Consider the following 21,562-nt stretch of genomic DNA (forward strand, 5'->3'; position numbering starts at 1 on the left):
TGGCGCCCTTCAAACCGTTTCCGGCAAGCCCATGATGCATGTCGCCTGGCTGGAGAGCGTGCCCCCGTTGCCATGAGCCAGCGCCAACCTTGCACCTTTCACCTGACGGTCACCGCAATCGCCGCGAAGCTGCCGGATGGATTCCACCATTGTGAAAAGGCTATACATGCCCGGATGACAGAATGACAGGCCGCCGCCGTTCGTGTTGACCGGCAGGGATCCGCCCGGCGCGATGGCGCCGCTCGCCACGAATGGGCCGCCTTCGCCCTTCGGACAGAAACCCAGATCCTCCAGAAACATGATGGTGTTGATCGTGAAGGCGTCGTACACGTTCAGTACGTCGATGTCATCGGGGGCAAGTCCAGCCTGGGCAAAGGCGCGACGCCCCGTTTCCAGCGCGGCCGACACGGTCAGATCGGCCAGCTGCGCAATCTCGTGATGCCAGGTCGCGGACGCGACGCCCAGTAGCGCGACCGGCGTTTTGTGCAGATCCTTTGCGCGATCCGCGCGCGTCATGACGACAGCTGCGCCGCCATCCGTGACCAGGCAACAGTCGGCGACATGGAGAGGATCGGCGACCAGACGGGTCGCGAGCACATCCTCGATCGACAACGGACCCTGACGGAACGCCTCGGGATTGAGGTTGGCCCATTGTCTTGCAGCGACGGCGACCGACGCGAGTTGTTCGGACGTGGTGCCGTACTGATACATGTGTCGCGATGCCGCAAGCGCGTAGGATGCGGCGGGATTGTTGGGACGGTACGGAATTTCGAAGGGCGAGGGCATCTGCGCCGACACCAGCTTCCCGGCACCTGTACGCTGATTGGAACCGTAGCAGATAAGGGCGTGGTCGATCAGGCCGGCGTCCAGCGCCAGCATGGCCCATTCAGCATGCGTAACGAAGGCAGAGCCGCCGGTGCGGCTGTTATTGGTCATCGCCGGCCGGATGCCGAGATATTCCGCGAGGGTCAGCCCCGACAGGAAGTCCGAAGGTAGACAGATAAACAGGCCGTCGATATCGGAAGGTGTGAGCCCGGCGTCTGCGATTGCAAGCCGCGCGGCCTCTGCTGCGATTTCGATCGCCGTATATCCAGGCGCTTCGCCACATCCAAATGTCGCTGCGCCAACGAACGCGGTTTTCCCGCGAAGCTGTGAGCCGCGGGTCATTGTGCGCCGTCCGCTTCGAACGCCACGATCTTGCCGTCAGGGCCATCGACGACCTTGGCACGCACGCGCATCCCGATACGGACGTCCTCGGCAGGCATGGATTGTACATGCGTCATCAGGCGCGGCCCTTCGTCCAGTTCAACGATCACGATGCTCACATTTTCCGCCGGCGGCTTCATGCGCTTGACGGTCGTCGCATAAACGGTGCCCAGTCCGCTCGGTTCGACCCACTCAAGGTCGGTTGCGCCCGTGCGCGGGGCGATCATGCGGGGATAGAATACCCACTCTCCGGTACTGGGCGACCGCTGGATCAGGAACCTGCCTTCCGCGAGGTGCTTGAAATAGGTGGTCGTGGGGGGCGCCTGGGTCAAACCGTGTCTCCTTGGTGGGAAGGCTGAGCGATCAATCGAACCGAGCCCGGCCGCGATCGAGCACGACTTTGTCCCGATCGGTCACCGTGCACCTGAAGACCGTCTCGTGCGGAGTGGTCCATATGTCCGTGCGGAGGGTCTCGCCGGGGAAAACAGGCGAGGAAAAGCGGCACGATAGTTCGCGCAGTGCCGATGCAGGCCGATTGCCGGACCCTGCCAGTAGCGCGTATCCGGCGACGCCGAACGTCGCGAGCCCGTGCAGTATCGGACGGGAGAAGCCGGCTGCTTCGGCGACTCTCGGATCCGCATGAAGAGGATTGAGGTCTGCGGAAAGTCGGTAAATGAGCGCGGCCTGGGCCGGAATAACACGCGTTACCGACGCATCTGGTGCCCGATCGGGTATGGTGGCATCGGGCTGGGCCTTCCCAACCGAAGGGCCACCAAAGCCGCCATCGCCGCGACAGAACATGGACATGACCTGGGTCGATTGCAGAACGCCGGTTGCCTGGTCGATCAAGTCACGGCGAACGCGCAGCAACGCGCCTCGTCCTTCCCCCTTGTCGATGATCTCGTCCACGGAGTTGCGGGCGATGAGGATGGCCTCGGTGGGCATCGGCGTGTGAATGATCAGCGACTGTTCACCGTGGACGACCTTGCGAAAATCTATGCCGGTATCAGGCTCGCTGATCCAGAATCCGGGATGGCCCAGCACAACAGCCATGGTCGGCAGCGCCTCGAGCCCGTTTTCATACACATATTGTAATTCGTTGAGATCGGTGGGGTTTGATCCCAGTCCAAGACCAAGGGCATACAGAATTGTGTCGCGCCAGGAATAGCTATGGGTCTTGTCGGCAAATTCGCGCGCCATCAAACGGGTATAGTCGATCGCCATGCCATTCTCCTGCAAGCATTGCGCGTAGTGCACGAGCGATCGGCAGAGCAACCTGCCCTGATCCAAATTATGTATGTGTTGGCGATGTCGGTTCTTCCCTCGCGAGCTGTTCGACAAGCTCGATGGCGTCAACAAGGTCCGACACGACGAAAACGCGGGCGAGGGACTTCATGTGGGGGCTGGCCATCGTTGCCGTGGCGATGGCCGTGATGTCGGAAGATGTGAGCGAGTCCACGTCAAGCGAAGAAAGGGACGTCGGGAGACCGATCTCGTCCAGGAAGGATTTGAGATCGACCAACTCCTGCGTGCTCTGCTCCGCGGCGAGTTGCACCAGCGTTCCATAAGCCACATGTTCACCGTGCAGCCGGTTCCTGGCGCCGCGCAGGGGCATCAACCCGCGTGTGACCGAATGAGCGATCGCCAGGCCTCCATTTTCGAACCCCATGGCGCTGAGCAGCACGCACGCCTCGATCGTAGCTTCGAGAGCTTCGGTGACCTCGTGCCGCCTTGCATCGGCGATGGCGGCGACGCCGTGCTCGCGCAGCATCCGGTAAGCTGCCTGAGCGATGGCGCGGCCCGAATGGGTGGCGCGCGTGCCATGCTTCGTCAGACCGCTGCCGGCCCAGCACGCCTCGGCTTCGAATGTCTTGGCGATGGCGTCGCCGATTCCCGCACGCAGGAAACGGACCGGCGCCTGCGCGATGACCTGGGTGTCAACAACGACAGCAGCTGGATTGCAGGGCATCTGATCGACCCGCACCAGACGATGTTCATCGTCATACATGGCGATGCCGCGACTTGCCGGTCCATCGTTCGAAGCGATGGTGGGCACCGAGATGACGGCAACCGAAAGGCGCAGTGCCACGGCTTTGCCTGCATCGAGCGCCTTGCCGCCCCCGACTGCAACCACCAGATCGCATCCGATGCAACCTACCGCCGCGGATGCGATGGCAGCGTCGGTAACTTCGCCCGCGAACGGGACGATCGCCACGGGCGAGGCGAAACCCGATCGAAGATCTTGGGCGAAAAAGTCGAGAATCTGCGCGTCGATGACGATGACTGGCCGTTGGCCGATGCGCGCTGCGATCGCTCCCACTTGCTTGAGAGCACCGGGCCCCTGCACGTAGAGCGGCGTGGCCGCAAAGACGCGCATTATCGCCTGGCCCCACTGTTCATGCGTCTCAATGCCCCGTGAAGATGGCCTGACGCTTTTCCCGAAATGCAGCCACGCCTTCGGCATGATCGCTCGTCATGCTCAGCATGGGCTGCTGCTGAATCTCGAACGCCAGAGCGTCGTTTAGTGAGCCCGGACCCCGCACAAAAGCGGACTTCATCGCCGCGATCGCGAGTGGCGCGATACCCCGATAGTCAGCGGCCTTTGTTAGAGCCGCCGACAATGCTCCACCCGCCGGAACCAGCATGTCGACGATGCCGATCCGGTGGGCTTCCTCCGCTTTTACCGGACGGCCGGTGAACATGATGTCGCGTGCGAGTGTTCGACCGACGCGCTGGGGCAGGGACCAGACGAGTCCACAGTCCGCCGTCAGGCCGATCTTCCCGAATGCCGCTCCGAAGCGGGCGCCTTCTCCGGCGATCACGAAATCGCATGCCGACGCAAACGACAGACCGGCACCGAACGCTGCCCCCTCGACTGCTGCGATGACGGGCTTCGGTCCTCCCGCGATGATCTCGACCGCACGGTGCAGCGGCGTGAGACGACGCCGTGATCGCGCCGGATCCGGGCCGCCAGCAAGCATCAATTGCCGGATATCGGCTCCGGCCGTGAAGTTCCCGCCGGCGCCCGTCAGAACGATCGATCGGACCGCTTCGTCCGTCATCGCAGCTTCCAGCGCAGCCAGGAACGCCTGGCGCATGTCATCGGACAGCGGGTTGAGCCGTTCGGCGTCGTTGAGCGTCAACACGCAGACATCGTCATGCAGAGCAGCAAGGACGATTTCGGATCGGGGAGGTTGCATTATCTCGCCTGACGGAAGGAGGTTATGGTTTGGGAAAGCCGGTGCTGAGCGTGACATGCTCCCATTCGGCCAGATTGGCGCTTACGCTTTCCAGCTTGCTTCGGACGCTGCTCAATGCATCGCCCCCGAGGACAAGGCGCAGCGGTGGGTGCTGTGCGTCAACCGCGATCAGGATCGCCCCTATGGCTCTTGCCGGATCGCCGGGCATCAGGTCGCCTGCACCCGATAGTCCGGCACGAGTCATGCCGGCCGGCGTGGTATCATATATCGAGAGAGGCGCGCGCGCGATCCGCTCCGACCCCTTGAAGAAATTGGTGCGAAATCCGCCGGGTTCGATCAGGGTGACGCTGATGCCAAAAGGCTTGAGCTCTCCGCTGAGGGATTCGCTGAACCCTTCAACGCCATGCTTGGCGGCGCAATAGGCTGCCATGCCGGGAAGCCCCACCAGCCCTGCCATGGACGAAAAATTGAGAATGTGACCCTTGCTTTCGCGCAGGGCAGGCAAGGCGGCCTTGGTGACATAGATCGTGCCGCTCAGGTTGGTCTCGATTGCGTGGTCGATCTCATCCTCATCCAGTTCCTCGAGCGCACCCGCCAGCCCGTACCCTGCATTGTTGACGAGGATATCGAGACCGCCCAACGTCGATACGCCATCATGTATGGCGCCCGGGATGCGTTTCCTGTCGGTCACGTCAAGCACGATGGCGTGCGCGCGTCCGGGTGCCAGAGCCTCGAACTGGTCGATTTGCTCCGCATTCCGCAACGTGCCGACCACGCTATCGCCCCTTCCCAAGGCCGCTTCGGCAAGCAGCCTGCCAAAGCCGCTCGAAACCCCGGTAATGAACCAACGCTTACTGTCGTTCATGGGACGATATCCCTTTGTAGTGATTGTCGCAGCATAAGGTGATCAGCGCCGGGAAACCAGCACAGGGTAGGGCCGGGACCGGCTATCACTCATTTGATCTCTCTTGTTTCGATGACGGCGTCGAGAGCCAGAATCCCCTTGCCCTCGTCCATGACCCGCAGCGGATTGATCTCCAGCGTGACAATGACATCCGCATTCGCCGCTGCGAGCCTGGACACGGAGCTGATGGCCTGCGCCAGAGCGGAAATATCCGCCTTGGCGCGGCCGCGGAAACCGTCGAGCAACGGAAAACTGCGGATGGAACGGATCATCTCGACCGCCTCCTCCGGCGTGGCGGGTGCCAGGCGGGTGGCCACGTCCTTGAGCAGTTCCACGGTCACTCCGCCGAGGCCGAACATCACCACCGGACCGAGCAACGGATCGCCATGGACGCCGACGATGCACTCGGTCCCGCCAGAGATCATCGGGGATACGAGGAAGCCCGTGATCCGTGCGTCGGGCACGGCAGCTGACACGTCGGCCAACATCTTTTCGACGCATGTGTCGATTTCCTGCGGCGTCACGTTCAGGGCGACGCCGCCGACGTCAGACTTGTGCAGAATATCGGGCGAAACGACCTTGACGGCCATCGGCGCGCCAATGCTTTGTCCGGCCTCTCGTGCCGACGCCGCGTCCGTAACCAGGAACTCGGGAGGGCAGGGTATGCCGATCTCCGACAGCAGAGCTTTGGCCGTCTTTTCGGAAAACTCCCGACCCGCCTCGATCCGGGGCAGGCCATACAGCGCCGTCACATCGGGCAAGGAGCGGTCCCAGGCCACGGGGAATTGCGCGAGGGCGGCCATAGCGCGGATCGCGCGCGCCGGCTCGCGAATACAGATGAACCCCGCATCGCCATAAGCACGGACGGTCTCTTGTGGCGCCGTCACGGAGAGGGCCATCGGCGTGGCCGCGTTGCGTCCGGCAGACTCTCTCAGGCTATTGAGCAACGGGTCGCGGATGAACGGCAGGCCGGCGATCAGGCCGATATTGCAATAGGCCATGTCGAATTCCCCCGACTGAACAACGGCATCGAGCGCCTTGGCGAACATCGGCGGATCGTTGGCAACCTGCCCGGTAAGGTCGATGGGGTTGGCTGCGGCACCATTTGGCGAAAGCTCCATCAGCCGATCCTGCAAACCGGCCGAAGCCGTCGGTACGGCGAGCCGTTCGTCTTCGGCGAAGTCCGCAGCCTGCACGCCGATGCCGCCGGAATTGGTGACGATGGCGATCCGCCTGCCGCGTGGAAAGCGACCACGGCTGGCGGCATAAGCAACGTCCAGCATCTCCTCTGTGCTGCGCGCGCGGTATGCGCCAAAGCGCTCGAACACCGCGTCGTACACGCCATCGGAACCGGCGAGAGAGGCGGTGTGCGATGCCGCTGCGCGTGCGCCCTGCTCCGTACGCCCTACCTTCAGCAACACGACCGGCTTGCGTCGGCTATGTGCCGCTTCCAGCGCGGCAAAGAAGGAAACCTTGTCGCGTACCCCTTCTATGTAACCGATCACGACGTCGACATCGTCGCTCTCGGCAAGAAACTGCATTGCCTCGCCCAGCCCGACATCGACTTCGTTGCCCGTGGTGATCCAGATTCCGAAATCGAGGTTCACCTCGCGCGCGGATTTGACGACCTCACCGGCATAGCCACCGCTCTGACTCACCAGACCAAGCCGGCCCGTGGTGCCGCGCACGTCGTCGAAGATGCCCGAGAAGGACAGGAAGACGTTGGCGTGCAGATTGTACAGGCCCAGGCAGTTCGGTCCGAGCAGGCGCATGTCGGCGCGCCGCGCCACGTCGAGAACCTGATCCTGCAGGCGGGCACCTTCGTCGCCCATTTCGGCAAAGCCCGCGCTGAAGATCACCGCTGCGCCTACGCCCTTGCGCGCGCAGGCTTCGATAGCGGGGAGTACGGCCGGCGCGGGCAGGGCGAGCACGGCGCAGTCCGCCCGCGCCGGAAGATCATCAATCGTCGACCACGCCTTCAGGCCTTGAACTTCGCTCCGACCGGGATTGACCGGATAGATGTCGCCGTCAAAGCCGACTTCCTTGAGATGGCGCAACGCCCGGCCTCCGATGCGGGTGACGTCGGCGGACGCGCCTACCATGGCCACCGAGGCGGGTCGCAAAAGCGCGTCGAGCCCGCGTCGCTCAGGCATCCTTCCAGCCCTTTCCTTCGGTCGCCAGACGTTCGAGAAGCTTGCCGGGGCCCCAGCGCGGTCCATTGCGTTGGGCCGCTCCCAGCGCGGCCTCGTAAATCCGGTGCAATCCGACTTGCTCGCCCCAGTACATCGGGCCGCCCTTGTGCGCCGGAAAGCCATAGCCGTTCACCCAGGCGACATCGATATCGCTGGCCCGGATCGCGGTGCCGTCCTCGATTTCCTTGGCGCCTTCGTTGACAAGGGGGGCAAACAGGCGGAACTCGATTTCCTCATCCGTGAACGTGCGGCGCTGGACGCCCAGTTCACGCGCTACCTGCTCGATGATATCCGTGGTTTCGGGGTCCGGATGCTTTTCGCGGCCTTCGTAACGGTAGAAACCCTTGCCCGTTTTCATGCCGTGCCGACCGCGCTCTACGAGGCGTTCGAGTATCGGGGAAAAGCGCTCGCCTGGCGGCAGCGTCGCCTTGCGCGCCTCGCGCACCAGCACGCCCACGTCCAAACCGCTCATGTCTCGCATGGAAATGGGGCCCATGGGCATGCCGAACTTCTCGGCGACCAGGTCGATCTGCTCCGGGGTCGCGCCCTGCTCCATCAGGAATTCGGCTTCGCCGGTATAATATTGCAACATCCGATTGCCGATGAAGCCATCGCAATTGCCTGCCAGAACCACGTTCTTGCCCAATGTCTTGCCCAGCGCCATGACCGTGGCGATGGTTTGCTCCGACGTCAGCTTGCCCCGAATATTCTCCTGGAGCTTCATAACATTGGCGGGCGAGAAGAAATGGACGCCGACCACATTTCCGGGTCGGTTGGTCGCGGCCGCAATGGCATCGATGTCGAGCGACGACGTATTGGTGCCGAGGATGGCATCGGGCTTCATCACCGCATCAAGTCGGGAAAAGATGTCGCGCTTGATATCCATGCGCTCGAACGCGGCTTCCACCACGATATCTGCGTCGGCAAAGTCGGCATAATCGGTAGCGGTCGCAATCAGTGCGAGGGCCTTGTCGGCGGTTGCCTGTGTCATCGAACCCCGGCCCACCGACACGTCGTAATTCTTGCGGATCAGATTGATTCCCCTGGATACGGCGTCCTCGCTGATGTCGGTCAGATGGACGGGAATGCCGGCGTTCGCGAAAACCATCGCGATGCCGCCCCCCATGGTGCCCGCGCCGATGACCGCGGCGGAGCCGATGGGCCTGGGTTCGGCCGCGAGCCCGGGCACGCGGCGCGCTTCCCGCTCAGCGAAGAAATAGTGCATCAGGGCCGCGCGCTGGTCGCTTGCATAAAGCTCCCGGAATTTCGCGATCTCGAAAGCCAGTCCTTCGGCGGGCGGCAGCGTGCAGGCAGCTTCGATACAGTCGATGATGACGAGGGGGGCGATCTTGCCACGCGCCTTTTTAGCGACGCTTTGGCGAGCCTTGGTGAACAGGTCCGGGCTAATGCCTTCGACCTTCTCGTTACGCTCGATCACCGGCGTCAGTGTCGCGCCATGAGTCGCCATCCTGCGGGCGTGATCGATCGCGCCCATGACCAAGTCTTCAACGACCGCGTCGATGATTCCCAGTTCGAGCGCCCTGGCCGCCGAGATATGCCTTCCGGTGGTGATAAGGTCGATCGCGACCTCCGGACCGACCAGTCGGGGCAGGCGCTGGGTCCCGCCCGCGCCCGGCAAAAGTCCCAGGTTCACCTCGGGTAGGCCGACCTTTGCCGATGCCAGGGCGACACGCGCATGGCAGGTGAGCGCGAGTTCGAACCCTCCCCCCAGGGCCGTGCCGTGAATGGCGGCGACCGTCGGCTTGGGAAAGGTTTCGAGACTGTGCTGAAGGTCTGGCAAGCTTGGCAGAATCTTCGACTTCTCGGTGCCGAATTCGGTGATGTCCGCCCCTGCAATGAAGGTTCCCCCGCCGCCGACGATCACGACCGCGATCACGGCCGAATCGCTTTTGGCGTGCGCCAGGCCTTCGCCCAATCCGGTGCGAACGGCTGCGCTAAGTGCATTCACCGGCGGATATTCCACCGTGAGGACTGCAACATTGTCCGTCACGTCGTATCGCACCGCATTCATACCATGATCTCCGTTGATTCCAGCTAGTGGGTTCGCGAGGCGCACCATCCAAGGCTCTGTGGGCATTGCCGGGAGGATGTGTCCACCACGGATGTGATTGATCATGGTGTCGGCGCTGCCGACTTGTCGTCAGGCGCAGCAACGATCTATGTTTCTGGAATGAGGGAATGAATAGTATTGTCATGTCCTGTATTCCGGTCCAACTCGATGTTACCTCCGCGCTTCCACGCTATGTATCGAAACGGGCGAAGGTAGATATAGTGACCTGTTATTTCTCACCGATCCAGATTGTATTCGGACAACGCCGAGCTTTATTGCCGTGATGAACCATAGGACGTACGACAAGCGCTATCATCATTTTCAAGTGCCCGATCGGACGTGCTATAACGCGGCAAAGGCAGTCGCGGATCGCGGACACCTCGTAATCTTGTCGGACCATCATGGGGTAGTGGATAGTTCGCGGCTTCCCGATCAGAAATAGGCGATGCGCCCTACGGCCACGCTCCCCCAACCATGCTACGGCGTCCGAAACCTGCCGGAGTCTTGATGGCGGCAGTCTTGACACGTTGCTCGCGACCATGCCGCATTTGTAAAGCCGGGGTGGTCACTCGATGTGCGTGTCGCAACGCCTGGCACAGCAGGCCTGCCCATATCGTGTGAAACCGTACCATATCGCCTATCGAGTTTTGCTCTGCGGCAGGTTCGTCCGGCAAAGGGACCAACACCTTATTCGCACGCCCTTTGACGTTGGGAATTCTATTTGACGACTGATAGAATTTCAATCACCGTCGCAGATGAGGTTCGGAGGATGCGTTGTCGGACGGTTTTGCAATTGATCTGCCAAAGCTCGCGCGTTGGCTGGACATGGCATTGGGCGGATCGACATCGGACGTAGATGTTCGGACCGTTTCCGGGGGAGCGAGCAACCTCACATATCGGGTCTGTCGCGGCGACAGGTCATACGCGATGCGTGTTCCGACAGCGCATCGCAACGACAGCACCGCAGATACTTTGCGGCGCGAAATGACCTTGCTGGAGGCTTTGGGCGGAAGCGTGATCCCTCATGCCCGGCTGGTCGCCAAAGATGCCGATGGCGAAGTTTTGGGCGCACCCTTCATCATGACGGAGTGGATTGACGGCTTTTCTCCGCGGGCGCCGTTGCCGATGGGTTTTCGCGGTTCAGACAGCGCACGTGCGCTGGCCACAAATCTGGTCGACGCGCTGGCAGCGATCGGGAATGAGGATTATCAGGCCTTGGGGCTTGGTGCATTCGGCAAGCCGGCCGGGTTCCTAGAGCGGCAGGTCGATCGCTGGCTCTCGCAGCTCGAACGTGCGCGTTCACGCCCTCTGGACGGGATCGATGACCTGTGCAGCGCCTTGCGCTGCTCGCGCCCTCAGACGCAGCGTACGGCGCTGATTCATGGCGATTATCAGTTCGTCAACGTCATGTTCTCACTCCAGGCGCCGCCAAGGCTGGCGGCCGTCATCGACTGGGAAACCGCGACGATCGGCGATCCGCTTCTTGACCTCGGCTGGATGCTGGCGGGTTGGCAGGAGAGGGGTGAGCCGCCGACCCATGCGAGTTACATGGATTGGGCCGACATGCCCAGCCGCGCCGCCATGGCGGAGCGGTATTCGATGGCGACGGGCCTGGACGTGTCCGACATCAACTATTACGTCGCGTTGGCGCTGTTAAAGTTGGTGGCGATCATGGAGGGCTGGTATTTCCAGTATCTCAATGGACACTCGAAAGCTGCTGGTCACGCTGTGATGGAGACGATGGTGCCTGACATGATAAGGCGGGCCCTGGTCTTCGCAGCCGCGAGATGAGTTCCGTTAATCATCAAAACGGGAACTGCATGATTGCCTGAGGCATCGATCCGATTTCGTGGATATATCGTCGGTTAGTCTAATATTGTTAGGAGAACAGGGTTGAAAATTGATTTGAGTGGTCACCGGGCGATCGTGACGGCATCGACCAGCGGCATTGGCTTGGCGATCGCCAAGGGGATGTTGAACGCGGGCGCGGACGTTGTCGTCAACGGACGGCGGCCGGAGGTGACTGAGGCCGCCGTGGCGGATCTAAAGCGACTCTTCCCCGGCTCGGGGGTGGTGGGGGTCTCGGCGGATCTCAGTTCCAAGGACGGCGTCGCTCATTTCATCGAGCTTGCCGGGGACGCGGACATTCTTGTCAACAACGTCGGCATGTATGAGCGCGTCGAATTCTTTGACATCACTGACGAGCAATGGTTTCGTATCTTTGAAACCAACGTTATGAGCGCCATTCGTCTTGCGCGGCATTATATGCCCGGCATGCTCGCCAAGAATTGGGGCCGGGTAATCTCTATTGCCAGCGAATCCGGCGTCACCACACCGCGGGACCGCATGCATTACGGAATAAGCAAGACCGCGCTGATCGCATTGGGGCGTGGATTGGCGGAAACCGCAAAGGGAACGTCTGTGACGTCCAACTCGATCGTCGTCGGGTTGACGATGACCGAAAATGTCGAGCGGGAGATCGAGGCGAACGCGCAGAAGCAGGGTGTTACCTCGCTCGATCTGCAGCGCCAGGCGGCGGCTCATCATCGGCCGACACAGTTGCTGCAGCGCCTGGCAACCTCCGAAGAAGTCGCCAACATGGTCGTCTATATCGCGTCTCATCAGGCCTCTGCGACGACCGGAGCAGCCCTGCGCGTCGAGGGCGGCGGCATCTCGTCTATTCTCTAACAGAAGGCAGGGGATGCAAGCGCCCCATTTGCGGGCGGGCGCCTCGCAGACTGGTCGCGGCGTCATGCTTTATTACGACAACCTGTTTCGGGAGGGTAGGATGCATCACACTGGTCGCAACGCGGTGACGAAGAGCTTCCCGCTTTGGGGTGCATTGCCGCCGAAAACAGAACCATATCAGTTGATTGAGCAATTGCGGGACGGCGACGAGGTTTTCTACGCGCCCGACAGTCATGCAAGTGGCGCGGGAACCTGGATTTTCACGCGCTTCAGTCAGATCAAGGAATTATATTCCAAGACCGAACAATTGTCGGTTCAGAATCAGACCGGGGTCGGTGCGCTGCTGGGGGAAGCTATGCGGATGGTTCCAACCGAGGCTGACCCGCCACATCATTCCGGGTATCGAGGCGTGCTCCGGCCATTCTTCATGAACGGGCCGCTCGACAAGTTGCTGCCTTCCATCCGGCTGCTGTCCGACGAACTTGTGCAGAGCCTCAGGCCTCGTGGCGCGTGCGAGTTCATGGCAGAATACGCGCGCCGTTTCCCTGTCGGCGTGTTCCTTCGCCTCATGGGCCTGCCGTTCGAAGACATCGATATGCTGAATGACCTTGCGTCGACGATCACCTATCATCCCGACCCGTCGGAAAAGGGGCGAGCGCTGGCTGGGATCAAGAGCTATCTGGAAGAGCAGGTCAGGACTGCCGAGGCTGCTCCCCGTGACGACATCATCTCGCACATCGCGACGGCCCGGATTGGCGAGAGGCCGATCAACGACGAGGAAAAGTTCGCATTGTCGTTCAACGTTTTCGTAGGCGGCATGGACACTGTGTCCGCGTCGCTGGGATGGCATTTCCGCTATCTTGCCATGAACCCCGACGTGCAAACCCGTCTCCGGGCCGACAGGTCGTTGATCCCAGGCGCGATCGAAGAACTGCTCAGGGTTTACTCAGTTGTCAGCAGTGCGAGGACGGCCGTCGAGGATTTTGAGATCGCGGGCGTCAATATCCGCAAGGGTGACATGATTACCCTGGGGACCGAGCTTGCCAATCGAGACCCGCAAGCGTTCGAAAATCCCGACGATGTTAATATCGACCGGAGCCCCAATCGTCATCTGAGTTTCGGCTACGGCCTCCACCATTGTCTCGGCGCGCCGCTGGCACGGCGCGAACTGAAAGTCGCGATGGAAAGCTGGTTCGATTGCGTGTCCACATTCCGCATCGTCGGTGATCCTAACGACGGAATGCCGGCTTGGATCGGGAATATCCTTTCAGTCGAGAGCCTTCATCTCGCCTGGTGATTTCGGTCACTCGCCAATATCATATCGCAGGAGTTGCCTTACATGTCTCTGTTGAACCGGCATCGCGATGCCGCCGCCGAAATTCCGAACCTTCGGCATGTCATAGCTGGGGTCGCCCATGCCAGCGGCTCGGCGGGGACATTCGAACATATCAATCCGGCAACGGGGCAGGCGCAAGCGATTGTGCCGTTGGCCGGAGCACGCGAAGTCGATGCTGCGGTAGCGGCGGCGAACGCGGCCTTTCCCGGCTGGCGCAGTACAGCCCCGGAAAGGCGTCGGCAAATTCTGGAGCGGCTCGCCACGCTGATCGATGAGAATAGCGAGCAACTCGCGCGACTTTCAGCGCTCGAATTCGGCGGTGTTATCGCTTTCAATCGTCATTTGGCGCTACTGGCGCGACAGTTCACCAATTATTATGCCGGCTGGGCGGACAAGCTGGAAGGACAGGTTGTCACGCACGACGAAGAGTCCGGCTTCGTTTACACCATCCCCGAACCGCTCGGCGCGGTTGCCGTCATCGTGACATGGAACGGCCCCCTCATCTCGCTTGGCATGAAAGTGATCCCAGCGCTCGCTGCGGGCAATACCGTCGTCCTGAAGCCTGCGGAAATCGCGCCTTTTTCTTCTCAGTTGTTCCTTGATCTCGCGCGGGAGGCCGGCGTGCCCGATGGCGTGATCAATCTGGTTCATGGCGGTGTCGAGGCGGGCACCGCCCTGACTGGCCATCCGGGTATCGCGAAAATCACCTTCACGGGCGGCCCGGCTACCGCGCATCGCATTCTTGAAGCCGCCGCGCGCAATCTGACGCCCGCCGTGCTGGAACTGGGCGGCAAATCCGCAAATCTCGTCTTTGCGGATGCGGATCTTGACGCGGCGTGTCAGCATACCGCGCTGATGGGTCTTGCCAATGCCGGCCAGGGTTGCGCGTTGCCGACCCGCGTTCTGGTGCAGGATGAGGTGTATTCGGACTTCGTGGGGCGGTTGGAAGCTGTCGTTACGTCGCTGAAGGTCGGCGATCCGCTGGCCGACGACACGATCGTCGGTCCGGTGATCAGTCGAGCGTCGAGCGACCGGATTCTGGGGATCGTCGATGAAGCAGCCAGCACGGGCGCGGGCCGCATCGTCACGGGGGGCAAGCGACTTGACGGAGAACTCGGCACCGGCTGGTTTCTGGCTCCGACCGTTCTTGCCGATGTCGATCCCAACAGTTCGATTGCGCAGAAGGAGATTTTCGGCCCGGTCATCTCCGTGATGCGTTTCAGGTCAGAAGAGGAAGCGGTCGCGCTTGCAAACGGCACCGGCTACGGTCTTTCGGCTTACATCCAGAGCGGCGATGCCAAGCGCGTCAGGCGCCTGATCGGCCAGTTGCGGTCCGGCACGGTGGGCGTTAACGGCGGCGCTCCGCTGACCTACAATGCACCCTTCGGGGGGCTCGGCCTGAGCGGTTACGGCAAGGAAGGCGGCAAGGCCGGAATTGACGAGTTTCTCCATTTCAAGACCGTTTTGGTTCGTTGACCACGGGCGCTTGGGCGGGGTGACGTACAAACTGAGCGAGGTGGGGGCGGCCGGCGCCTCGTCTCCACCGAAGCGCGAGAGGCAAAGCATGTATCGCGCCGTCGTGGCCGACGAACTCGGGCCTGTTGGTCACTATACGCTCCGTCACCTCCCAAGGCCGCAGCTCGAGGCAGGGGAAGTGCGGGTTGCTCTTGTGGCGGTGGGTATCAGTTATGTCGATGTCCTGACGGCGGAGGGCAATTATCAGGTCAAACCGCCGGTCCCCTTCATCCCTGGCAGCGAAGCGGCCGGCGTGGTGATCGAAACCGCGCCCGACGTGCCCGACGTGTCCGTCGGCGATCGCGTGGTCTGCGGCGGCTGGTATGGCCTGCTCGCGGACGAATGTGTTTTGCCGCGCGACGCCGTCACGCCGATCCCGCCCGGCATCGACCTGGTCGAGGCTGCTGTTTTTCCGGCCAGCTTTTCCACCGCCTGGCACGCCCTGGTGGACCGAGCGCATGTCCGACCGGGCGAAACGGTGCTGGTACTGGGCGCTGGAGGGGCAACGGGCTACGCGGCGGTGCAGGTGGCGAAGGTGCTGGGGGCCCATGTCATCGCGTCCGCCTCCACGCATGAAAAGCGTGCGCTCGCCACCGGAGGGGGCGCGGACGCAACCATCGACGCGCGCGCCGCCGATTGGCGGGATGCGGTGAAAGCCGCGAACGGCGGCATGCCGGTCGACGTGGTATTCGATCCGATCGGCGGAGCCGCCACCGATGCGGCCTTTCGCAGCCTTGCGTGGTGCGGCCGTCACCTTATCGTGGGTTTCCCTGGCGGCATCGCCAGCTTGCGGACCAACCTTCCCCTGCTCAAGGGAGCGAGTCTCGTCGGCGTGAACATACGCCAATTCTATCTTTCGCAACCGGACAAGGCGGCCGCGAACATGGCGCATCTCCTCGATCTGGCCAGCGCGGGCAGATTGCGCCCGGCCGTCGCCCGAAACTATCCGATCGAGGACTATGCCCTTGTCATGGCCGAGGCAGCGAAGGGCGAGAGCGCCGGAAGGATCGTGGTGAACCTGAATATGCGCTAGCGATCCGTATTCGTCGTCCCGGCTTCGCCTCGCATTACATATCCGATAGCCGGGGCATGTCGCGGATTAGCCGTTGCGTTCGCAGGTTCACGCCGCCACCGGTGGGTTGCGCATTGCTTCGGTATCTGCGTTTCGACCCCTCCCGATCTCTTTCGGAGCATCCCTCATGTCTGAATCCACTCAAGAGACCCCTGTCTTGACGGTGAGCCAGGAGGGACCCGTCGCTGTCGTCACCATCAATCGGCCCGAGGCGATGAACTCGCTGTCACGCGCCGTGTTCGAGGCCATGGAGAAGGCCTTTTCGGGCTTTGGCGAAGACGTTCTGGTCGTCGTGCTGACGGGTGCGGGAGAGCGCGCCTTCTGCGCTGGTCTCGATATGAAGGAGATGGCATCGGGCGAGGGAATTACTGGCCCGAGCGACGACTCCATCGGCTTTGGTCATACCCGTTTCGGCCTGGCAAGCTTTCAGGGCGTGGTCATTGGAGCGATCAACGGGGTTGCGGTTGCAGGAGGGCTGGAACTCGCGCTGTGCTGCGACATCAGAATAGCATCGACGACCGCTCGTTTCGGCGATGCCCATGCGCGTGTCGGCCTGCTTCCCGGAGCGCTGCTGAGTTCCCTCCTTCCGCACCTGATCGGCGTGAGCAGGGCGAAGGAGATGGCGTTGTCCAGTCGGCTCATTGACGCGGCCACCGCGGAACGGTGGGGACTGGTGAACAGGCTTGTGGAGCCGGACATGCTCCTTGAGGAGGCAAAGGCGCTCGCCCGCGACATCGCCAAGCATGATCGCAGGATCATCATGGCCTATAACACGCTGATCGACGAGAATTTCGGCATGACTTACCGGGACGCGATCGACAATGAATTCCGCGCGTCCAAGGAATTCGAAGCGCGCCATTGAGGCGCTTCGGCTGTCAAGGTACCAGATAAGGCAAGGGCGAAGCGATGATCACTTCGCCCTTTTGCCATGCCGTCGAGCGCGTAGCCGCAGGAAGTCGCCCGCGGCACGCTGAATCCACTGTCAGACCGACAGGCCGGCGGCGGCGACACCAGCGATTGCAGCCTTCTCGTCATTGTCACTGGTGTCGCCCGTCACACCTACCGCGCCAAGCAGATCACCGCTTTCGTCGCGTATGAGCACGCCGCCGGCTGCGGGAACGATGCCGGCCGGGTTCAGCCCTGCCGCTGCGTTGACGAAGGTTGGGCGTTCGATTGCCATATCACCGATGGCGCGCGATGATACGCCCAGCGCCAAGGCGCCCGAGGCCTTGGCGGTGGCGATCTGCGGGCGCAGATTGGACGATCCATCCTCGCGGGCGAACGCCACCATGTGCCCGCCGGCATCCAGTACCACCACGCTGAGCGGCTTCAGGCCAAGCGTGCGCCCCTCCTTCAGTGCTGCCGTCACGATGGTTTGAGCCTGATCGAGTGAAATGCGTGTCATAGTTTTTTACTCCGGGAAAGGTTGTTCAGGGCCGCAGGTCGGGGACCGCCGGTCGCCCAGTCGAGCAGTTCGACGGTGTGCACGACCGGGATGCCGGAAAACCGTGCAATCTGGGTCGCGCAACCGATATTGCCAGTGGCAATCACGTCCGCATCCAGGTTGTCGATATTCCCGGCTTTCCGCTTGCCCAGCGTGTCCGCGATCTCCGGTTGCAGGATGTTGTACGTGCCAGCCGAACCGCAGCATAAATGCGCTTCTGCCGGTGTGCGCACGGTGTAGCCGGCAAGCGTGAGCAAGCGCTTGGGCGTTTCCGTCACTTTCTGGCCGTGCTGAAGCGAGCAAGCCGGATGGTAGGCAACGACTATTCCACTCGTCTCGGCCACGGGCAAATCGATGCGCGCGAGATATTCGGAGGCATCCATCGTGAGCGCGCTGACACGGGCCGCCTTTTCGGCATAGTCCAAATCATTGCGCAGCAAAAATCCGTAATCCTTGATCATGGTGCCGCAGCCCGAAGCGGTCACGATGATGCCGTCGAGACCCCGATCTTCGATCAGCGCGGTCCAGGCATCGACATTGCGGCGAGCGGCGGCGATGGCGTCGTCCTCGCGCCCCATATGATGGACCAGAGCGCCGCAGCAACCCTCTCCCGCTGCAAACACCACGTCGTGGCCGCAGCGATTGAGCAGGCGCACGGTGGCCTCGCGGAATTCCGGCCTGAGCACCGGCTCTGCGCATCCTTGCAGCAATGCGACCCGGCCCTTGGCGCCCGGCACCGCCGTCGACTGTAACGAGGCGGGCGCCCGGACATCCGCTGGCGCCAGGTCGAGCATCGCCGCGAGCGGCTTGAGCGCCGGGATCATACGGAATAGCGGCCTCATCGGCTTGGCAATCGGCGCCAAGATCAGCGACCAGCGAAACCGGGATTGATAGGGCAGAACGGCGGCCAGCAAGCCGCGAATGAACCGATCGCCGGCGGGTCGCTTGTAATTGTCGTTGATATAAGTCCGCGCGTGATCCGCCAGGTGCATGTAATTCACCCCGGAGGGGCAGGTGGTCATGCAGGAAAGACATGACAGACAACGATCGACATGTTTGACCACCTCGGGGCTAGGGACGCGCTGATTTTCCAGCATGTCCTTCATCAGGTAGATGCGCCCGCGCGGAGAATCGAGTTCGTCTCCCAACAGTACATACGTCGGGCACGTCGCGGTGCAGAATCCGCAGTGCACGCACTTGCGGATGACCTGCTCGGACGATTGCATCGCCGGGTCTGCCAGCGCCTCAGGCGGGAAACTGGTCTGCATCCGCATCCTCCATAAAGCGACCGGTGACGAAGACGCCGGCGGGATCGAACGCACGCCGTACGCGCTGTTCGAGCATGGCGACCCCGGATTGGCGAGGGTGAAAGACCGGGATATGCGCCCGCATTTCAGCGGGCGCACGCGCAAGTTTCGCCTCGCCGCCGAGTTTTGCCGCTTCGTCCCGCACCTGCCCGCCGCGCTCGTCCGTGCCGATCCAGAGGCGGCCGCCACCCCAGTCCATCGACCAGTTGATTCCCAGCGGCTCCAGGGCCTTGATCAGGCCGGTCGCATAGCGTGGAGGCAAATGCACGTCCCACAGGATATCGCCGTGAACGGCGTCGCCCGACATGGCTTTTCGCCAGAGAGGCGCGGCTTCCTCCTCCGGCATGCGCTCGAAGGAGCAATGGCCGGCGAGCAAGCGAGGCAATGTGACACAGCGCGCCTCTACGGAAGCCGCAAATCCCGCCACCCGCAGCAGAACCTCGCCAGTCGGAAGCGCCGCTGCGGCCGAAACATCCGCATTGCTGCCCAGGGCGCAGGCCATGACGGCATAAGCACCTTCCGGCGTGATGCTTCTTGCCGCCAGCGTCACCGTCTGCCGTGGCCTCGGGAGTACCTTGAGTGTAATCTCGGTCATCGCACCGAGCCGTCCCCATGACCCCGCCATCAACTTGGGGAGGTCATAACCGGTCACGTTTTTCACGACTTTCGCGCCCGCGACGAACGTCTGGCCTCGTCCGGAAACGGCGGTAAAGCCCAACAGATGGTCTCGAGCGCTCCCCGCCGTTACCCGCCGCGATCCGGCAACGCCGGCCGCCACCGTACCACCGATCGTCGCAGCCGGATCGCCCCAAGGCTCGAAGGCGAGCATTTGCCCCTCGGCCGCGATCAGCGCGTCGATCTCGGCCAGCGATGTGCCCGGACGGACGGTCAGGACGAGTTCAGCGGAATCATAATCGACGATGCCCGCAATCTGCCGCAAGGCGACGATTTGGCTTTGTCTGGGTGCGCCGAAATCTGTCTTCGTTCCCCCACCGGACAGTTCCAGCTTCGTGCCATCCGCGGCAGCGCTGGCCACGATCTCCGCGAGATCGCGTGTGTCTCTGGGAGTGAGCATCAAAATCTCGGCAGATCGGGGTGCGGGAGAGCGCCGTGGTGAACATGCATGCGGCCGAGTTCTGCACAGCGATGCAGCGTCGGGAAGACCTTTCCGGGATTGAGCAACAGCCCGGGGTCGAAGGCGCATTTGACGCTCTGCTGCTGCTTCAGGTCGATATCGCTGAACATTTCGGGCATCAGATCACGCTTTTCGATTCCCACGCCGTGCTCGCCGGTCAATACGCCTCCTACCTCGACGCATAGCCGTAAGATGTCGTTTCCGAATTCCTCCGCACGATCAAGTTCGCCCGGAATATTGGCATCGTACAGGATGAGGGGATGGAGATTGCCGTCGCCGGCATGGAAAACGTTCGCGACGCCCAATCCGTATTTCTGCGACAACTCCTCCATTCTGCGTAGCACATCGGGGAGGCGGCGTCGGGGAATGGTCCCGTCCATGCAATAATAATCGGGAGAGATCCGGCCAACTGCGGGAAACGCGGCCTTGCGCCCGGCCCAGAAAGCGACGCGCTCGGCCTCATCCTGTGAGACGCGCGAAGTCACCGCGCCGTTGGCGTCGGCAATACCCGCGATTTCGGCTATCAGATGATCGCATTCCGCCGATGGCCCGTCCACTTCGATGATCAGCAGCGCCCCCACGTCCAGCGGATAACCCACATTCACGAAGGCCTCGGCGGCATGGATGGCGGGACGATCCATCATCTCCATACCCGCCGGGATGATCCCCTCGGCGATCACCTGAGCGACGCAGGCTCCGGCGCTTTCTGCGTCGGCAAAGCCGACCAGAACGGCGCGCGCCGTTTCCGGCTTGGGCAGGATGCGCACCGTCACTTCCGTCACCACGCCGAGCAGACCTTCCGACCCGACGACGACGCCCAGCAAGTCCAGCCCGCCGGCGTCGAGATGTCGCCCGCCGAGGCGCACGACCTCTCCGTTCATCAGCACCAGCTCGACGCCCAGAACATTGTTCGTCGTCAGCCCGTATTTCAGGCAATGGACCCCGCCGGAGTTCTCCGCGACATTTCCGCCGATCGAACAGGCGATCTGGCTCGATGGATCGGGTGCGTAATAAAAGCCCTTGCCTTCCACCGCCTGGGTGATCGCGAGGTTGGTGACGCCGGGCTGCACGACAGCGATGCGATCCTCATAGTCGATCTCGAGAATGCGCTTGAATTTCCCCATGGCGAGTAGGACCGCATCTTCGAGCGGAAGCGCGCCGCCCGAAAGGGACGTCCCCGATCCGCGCGGCACCACCTTCACATTCTCGCGCTCGCACCAGCGCAGCACCTGGCATACCTGCTCCACCGTTTCCGGCAGCACGACGACCATCGGTTGCTGGCGATAGGCAGTCAGTCCGTCCGATTCCCAGGGCCGCAGGCTATCGGGATCGTCGATTACCCCTTCGCCAGGCACGATTTTACGCAGCGCCGCCACGATATGGGCGCGCTTTGCCAACGTCTGTGCGTCCGGTTTGGGCATGGCGATCGACATTATCGGTCTCTTGTCATCATCGTGCGCGATGAGCATGCCGTCTACACGGTGCCATGGTC

18 protein-coding genes are annotated in these 21,562 nt (G+C 62.2%); 6 read left to right on the forward strand and 12 right to left on the reverse strand.

Annotated elements, in window-relative coordinates; genetic code table 11:
- Positions 1 to 9: 9 nt before the first annotated feature.
- The 8 genes from ABD050_RS15100 to ABD050_RS15135 form a co-directional block, all read right to left on the reverse strand.
- On the reverse strand, positions 10 to 1,167 hold the full coding sequence (locus tag ABD050_RS15100; RefSeq protein WP_343890269.1) for a thiolase: 1,158 nt from the start codon (positions 1,165 to 1,167) through the stop codon (positions 10 to 12).
- Positions 1,164 to 1,538, reverse strand: coding sequence for a Zn-ribbon domain-containing OB-fold protein (locus ABD050_RS15105; protein ID WP_343890271.1), 375 nt, complete (start codon positions 1,536 to 1,538; stop codon positions 1,164 to 1,166). The genes ABD050_RS15100 and ABD050_RS15105 overlap by 4 nt, the downstream gene beginning before the upstream one ends.
- A 31-nt stretch (positions 1,539 to 1,569) precedes the next feature.
- Positions 1,570 to 2,430, reverse strand: a complete 861-nt coding sequence (locus ABD050_RS15110; protein ID WP_343890273.1) for a MaoC/PaaZ C-terminal domain-containing protein — start codon at positions 2,428 to 2,430, stop codon at positions 1,570 to 1,572.
- A 67-nt stretch (positions 2,431 to 2,497) separates the two neighbouring features.
- On the reverse strand, positions 2,498 to 3,583 hold the full coding sequence (locus ABD050_RS15115; protein ID WP_343890275.1) for a glycerol dehydrogenase: 1,086 nt from the start codon (positions 3,581 to 3,583) through the stop codon (positions 2,498 to 2,500).
- Positions 3,584 to 3,611: 28 nt separating this feature from the next.
- Positions 3,612 to 4,349, reverse strand: a complete 738-nt coding sequence (locus ABD050_RS15120; protein WP_343890276.1) for an enoyl-CoA hydratase/isomerase family protein — start codon at positions 4,347 to 4,349, stop codon at positions 3,612 to 3,614.
- Positions 4,350 to 4,428: 79 nt separating this feature from the next.
- The gene (locus ABD050_RS15125) at positions 4,429 to 5,271 is read right to left on the reverse strand and encodes an SDR family NAD(P)-dependent oxidoreductase (protein WP_343890277.1); all 843 of its coding nucleotides are present in this window, start codon (positions 5,269 to 5,271) and stop codon (positions 4,429 to 4,431) included.
- Positions 5,272 to 5,360: 89 nt separating this feature from the next.
- Positions 5,361 to 7,463 (reverse strand): acetate--CoA ligase family protein, encoded by a 2,103-nt coding sequence (locus ABD050_RS15130; protein WP_343890279.1) that lies wholly within the window; start codon positions 7,461 to 7,463, stop codon positions 5,361 to 5,363.
- On the reverse strand, positions 7,456 to 9,639 hold the full coding sequence (locus ABD050_RS15135; protein WP_343890281.1) for a 3-hydroxyacyl-CoA dehydrogenase NAD-binding domain-containing protein: 2,184 nt from the start codon (positions 9,637 to 9,639) through the stop codon (positions 7,456 to 7,458). The genes ABD050_RS15130 and ABD050_RS15135 overlap by 8 nt, the downstream gene beginning before the upstream one ends.
- Positions 9,640 to 10,398: 759 nt before the next feature.
- Here ABD050_RS15135 and ABD050_RS15140 point away from each other — a divergent pair.
- The 6 genes from ABD050_RS15140 (at position 10,399) to ABD050_RS15165 (ending at position 17,046) form a co-directional block, all read left to right on the forward strand.
- The gene (locus ABD050_RS15140; RefSeq protein WP_343890308.1) at positions 10,399 to 11,364 is read left to right on the forward strand and encodes a phosphotransferase family protein; all 966 of its coding nucleotides are present in this window, start codon (positions 10,399 to 10,401) and stop codon (positions 11,362 to 11,364) included.
- A 102-nt stretch (positions 11,365 to 11,466) separates the two neighbouring features.
- Positions 11,467 to 12,261, forward strand: coding sequence for an SDR family NAD(P)-dependent oxidoreductase (locus ABD050_RS15145; RefSeq protein WP_343890282.1), 795 nt, complete (start codon positions 11,467 to 11,469; stop codon positions 12,259 to 12,261).
- A 64-nt stretch (positions 12,262 to 12,325) separates the two neighbouring features.
- On the forward strand, positions 12,326 to 13,558 hold the full coding sequence (locus ABD050_RS15150) for a cytochrome P450 (RefSeq protein WP_343890283.1): 1,233 nt from the start codon (positions 12,326 to 12,328) through the stop codon (positions 13,556 to 13,558).
- A 42-nt stretch (positions 13,559 to 13,600) separates the two neighbouring features.
- The gene (locus tag ABD050_RS15155; RefSeq protein ID WP_343890286.1) at positions 13,601 to 15,073 is read left to right on the forward strand and encodes an aldehyde dehydrogenase family protein; all 1,473 of its coding nucleotides are present in this window, start codon (positions 13,601 to 13,603) and stop codon (positions 15,071 to 15,073) included.
- 19 nt (positions 15,074 to 15,092) lie between these two features.
- Entirely contained in the window at positions 15,093 to 16,145 is a 1,053-nt protein-coding gene (locus ABD050_RS15160) for an NADPH:quinone oxidoreductase family protein (RefSeq protein ID WP_343890287.1), read from the forward strand.
- A gap of 73 nt (positions 16,146 to 16,218) precedes the next feature.
- The gene (locus tag ABD050_RS15165) at positions 16,219 to 17,046 is read left to right on the forward strand and encodes an enoyl-CoA hydratase-related protein (RefSeq protein ID WP_343890288.1); all 828 of its coding nucleotides are present in this window, start codon (positions 16,219 to 16,221) and stop codon (positions 17,044 to 17,046) included.
- Between the two features lie 120 nt (positions 17,047 to 17,166).
- Here ABD050_RS15165 and ABD050_RS15170 read toward each other — a convergent pair whose 3' ends face one another.
- From ABD050_RS15170 to ABD050_RS15185, 4 genes are read right to left on the reverse strand one after another with little or no spacing between them, the layout of a single operon-like run.
- On the reverse strand, positions 17,167 to 17,589 hold the full coding sequence (locus tag ABD050_RS15170; protein WP_343890289.1) for a GlcG/HbpS family heme-binding protein: 423 nt from the start codon (positions 17,587 to 17,589) through the stop codon (positions 17,167 to 17,169).
- Positions 17,586 to 18,896, reverse strand: a complete 1,311-nt coding sequence (gene glcF / locus ABD050_RS15175; RefSeq protein WP_343890290.1) for a glycolate oxidase subunit GlcF — start codon at positions 18,894 to 18,896, stop codon at positions 17,586 to 17,588. Before glcF ends, ABD050_RS15170 begins: the two co-directional genes overlap by 4 nt.
- Entirely contained in the window at positions 18,874 to 20,010 is a 1,137-nt protein-coding gene (locus ABD050_RS15180) for an FAD-binding protein (protein ID WP_343890291.1), read from the reverse strand. The genes glcF and ABD050_RS15180 overlap by 23 nt, the downstream gene beginning before the upstream one ends.
- The gene (locus tag ABD050_RS15185) at positions 20,010 to 21,503 is read right to left on the reverse strand and encodes an FAD-linked oxidase C-terminal domain-containing protein (protein ID WP_343890292.1); all 1,494 of its coding nucleotides are present in this window, start codon (positions 21,501 to 21,503) and stop codon (positions 20,010 to 20,012) included. The genes ABD050_RS15180 and ABD050_RS15185 overlap by 1 nt, the downstream gene beginning before the upstream one ends.
- Positions 21,504 to 21,562 lie beyond the last annotated feature (59 nt).

The organism is Sphingomonas oligophenolica, assembly GCF_039522915.1.
GTDB lineage: Bacteria > Pseudomonadota > Alphaproteobacteria > Sphingomonadales > Sphingomonadaceae > Sphingomonas > Sphingomonas oligophenolica.

What these genes read in the sequence shown, in the direction of transcription:
- ABD050_RS15100 (WP_343890269.1), bottom strand. Translation starts at nt 1,167, where the DNA reads ATGACCCGCGGCTCACAGCTTCGCGGGAAAACCGCGTTCGTTGGCGCA.
- ABD050_RS15110 (WP_343890273.1), bottom strand. Translation starts at nt 2,430, where the DNA reads ATGGCGATCGACTATACCCGTTTGATGGCGCGCGAATTTGCCGACAAG.
- ABD050_RS15115 (WP_343890275.1), bottom strand. Translation starts at nt 3,583, where the DNA reads ATGCGCGTCTTTGCGGCCACGCCGCTCTACGTGCAGGGGCCCGGTGCT.
- ABD050_RS15125 (WP_343890277.1), bottom strand. Translation starts at nt 5,271, where the DNA reads ATGAACGACAGTAAGCGTTGGTTCATTACCGGGGTTTCGAGCGGCTTT.
- ABD050_RS15130 (WP_343890279.1), bottom strand. Translation starts at nt 7,463, where the DNA reads ATGCCTGAGCGACGCGGGCTCGACGCGCTTTTGCGACCCGCCTCGGTG.
- ABD050_RS15135 (WP_343890281.1), bottom strand. Translation starts at nt 9,639, where the DNA reads ATGATCAATCACATCCGTGGTGGACACATCCTCCCGGCAATGCCCACA.
- ABD050_RS15140 (WP_343890308.1), top strand. Translation starts at nt 10,399, where the DNA reads ATGGCATTGGGCGGATCGACATCGGACGTAGATGTTCGGACCGTTTCC.
- ABD050_RS15150 (WP_343890283.1), top strand. Translation starts at nt 12,326, where the DNA reads ATGCTTTATTACGACAACCTGTTTCGGGAGGGTAGGATGCATCACACT.
- ABD050_RS15155 (WP_343890286.1), top strand. Translation starts at nt 13,601, where the DNA reads ATGTCTCTGTTGAACCGGCATCGCGATGCCGCCGCCGAAATTCCGAAC.
- ABD050_RS15170 (WP_343890289.1), bottom strand. Translation starts at nt 17,589, where the DNA reads ATGACACGCATTTCACTCGATCAGGCTCAAACCATCGTGACGGCAGCA.
- glcF (WP_343890290.1), bottom strand. Translation starts at nt 18,896, where the DNA reads ATGCAGACCAGTTTCCCGCCTGAGGCGCTGGCAGACCCGGCGATGCAA.
- ABD050_RS15180 (WP_343890291.1), bottom strand. Translation starts at nt 20,010, where the DNA reads ATGCTCACTCCCAGAGACACACGCGATCTCGCGGAGATCGTGGCCAGC.
- ABD050_RS15185 (WP_343890292.1), bottom strand. Translation starts at nt 21,503, where the DNA reads ATGTCGATCGCCATGCCCAAACCGGACGCACAGACGTTGGCAAAGCGC.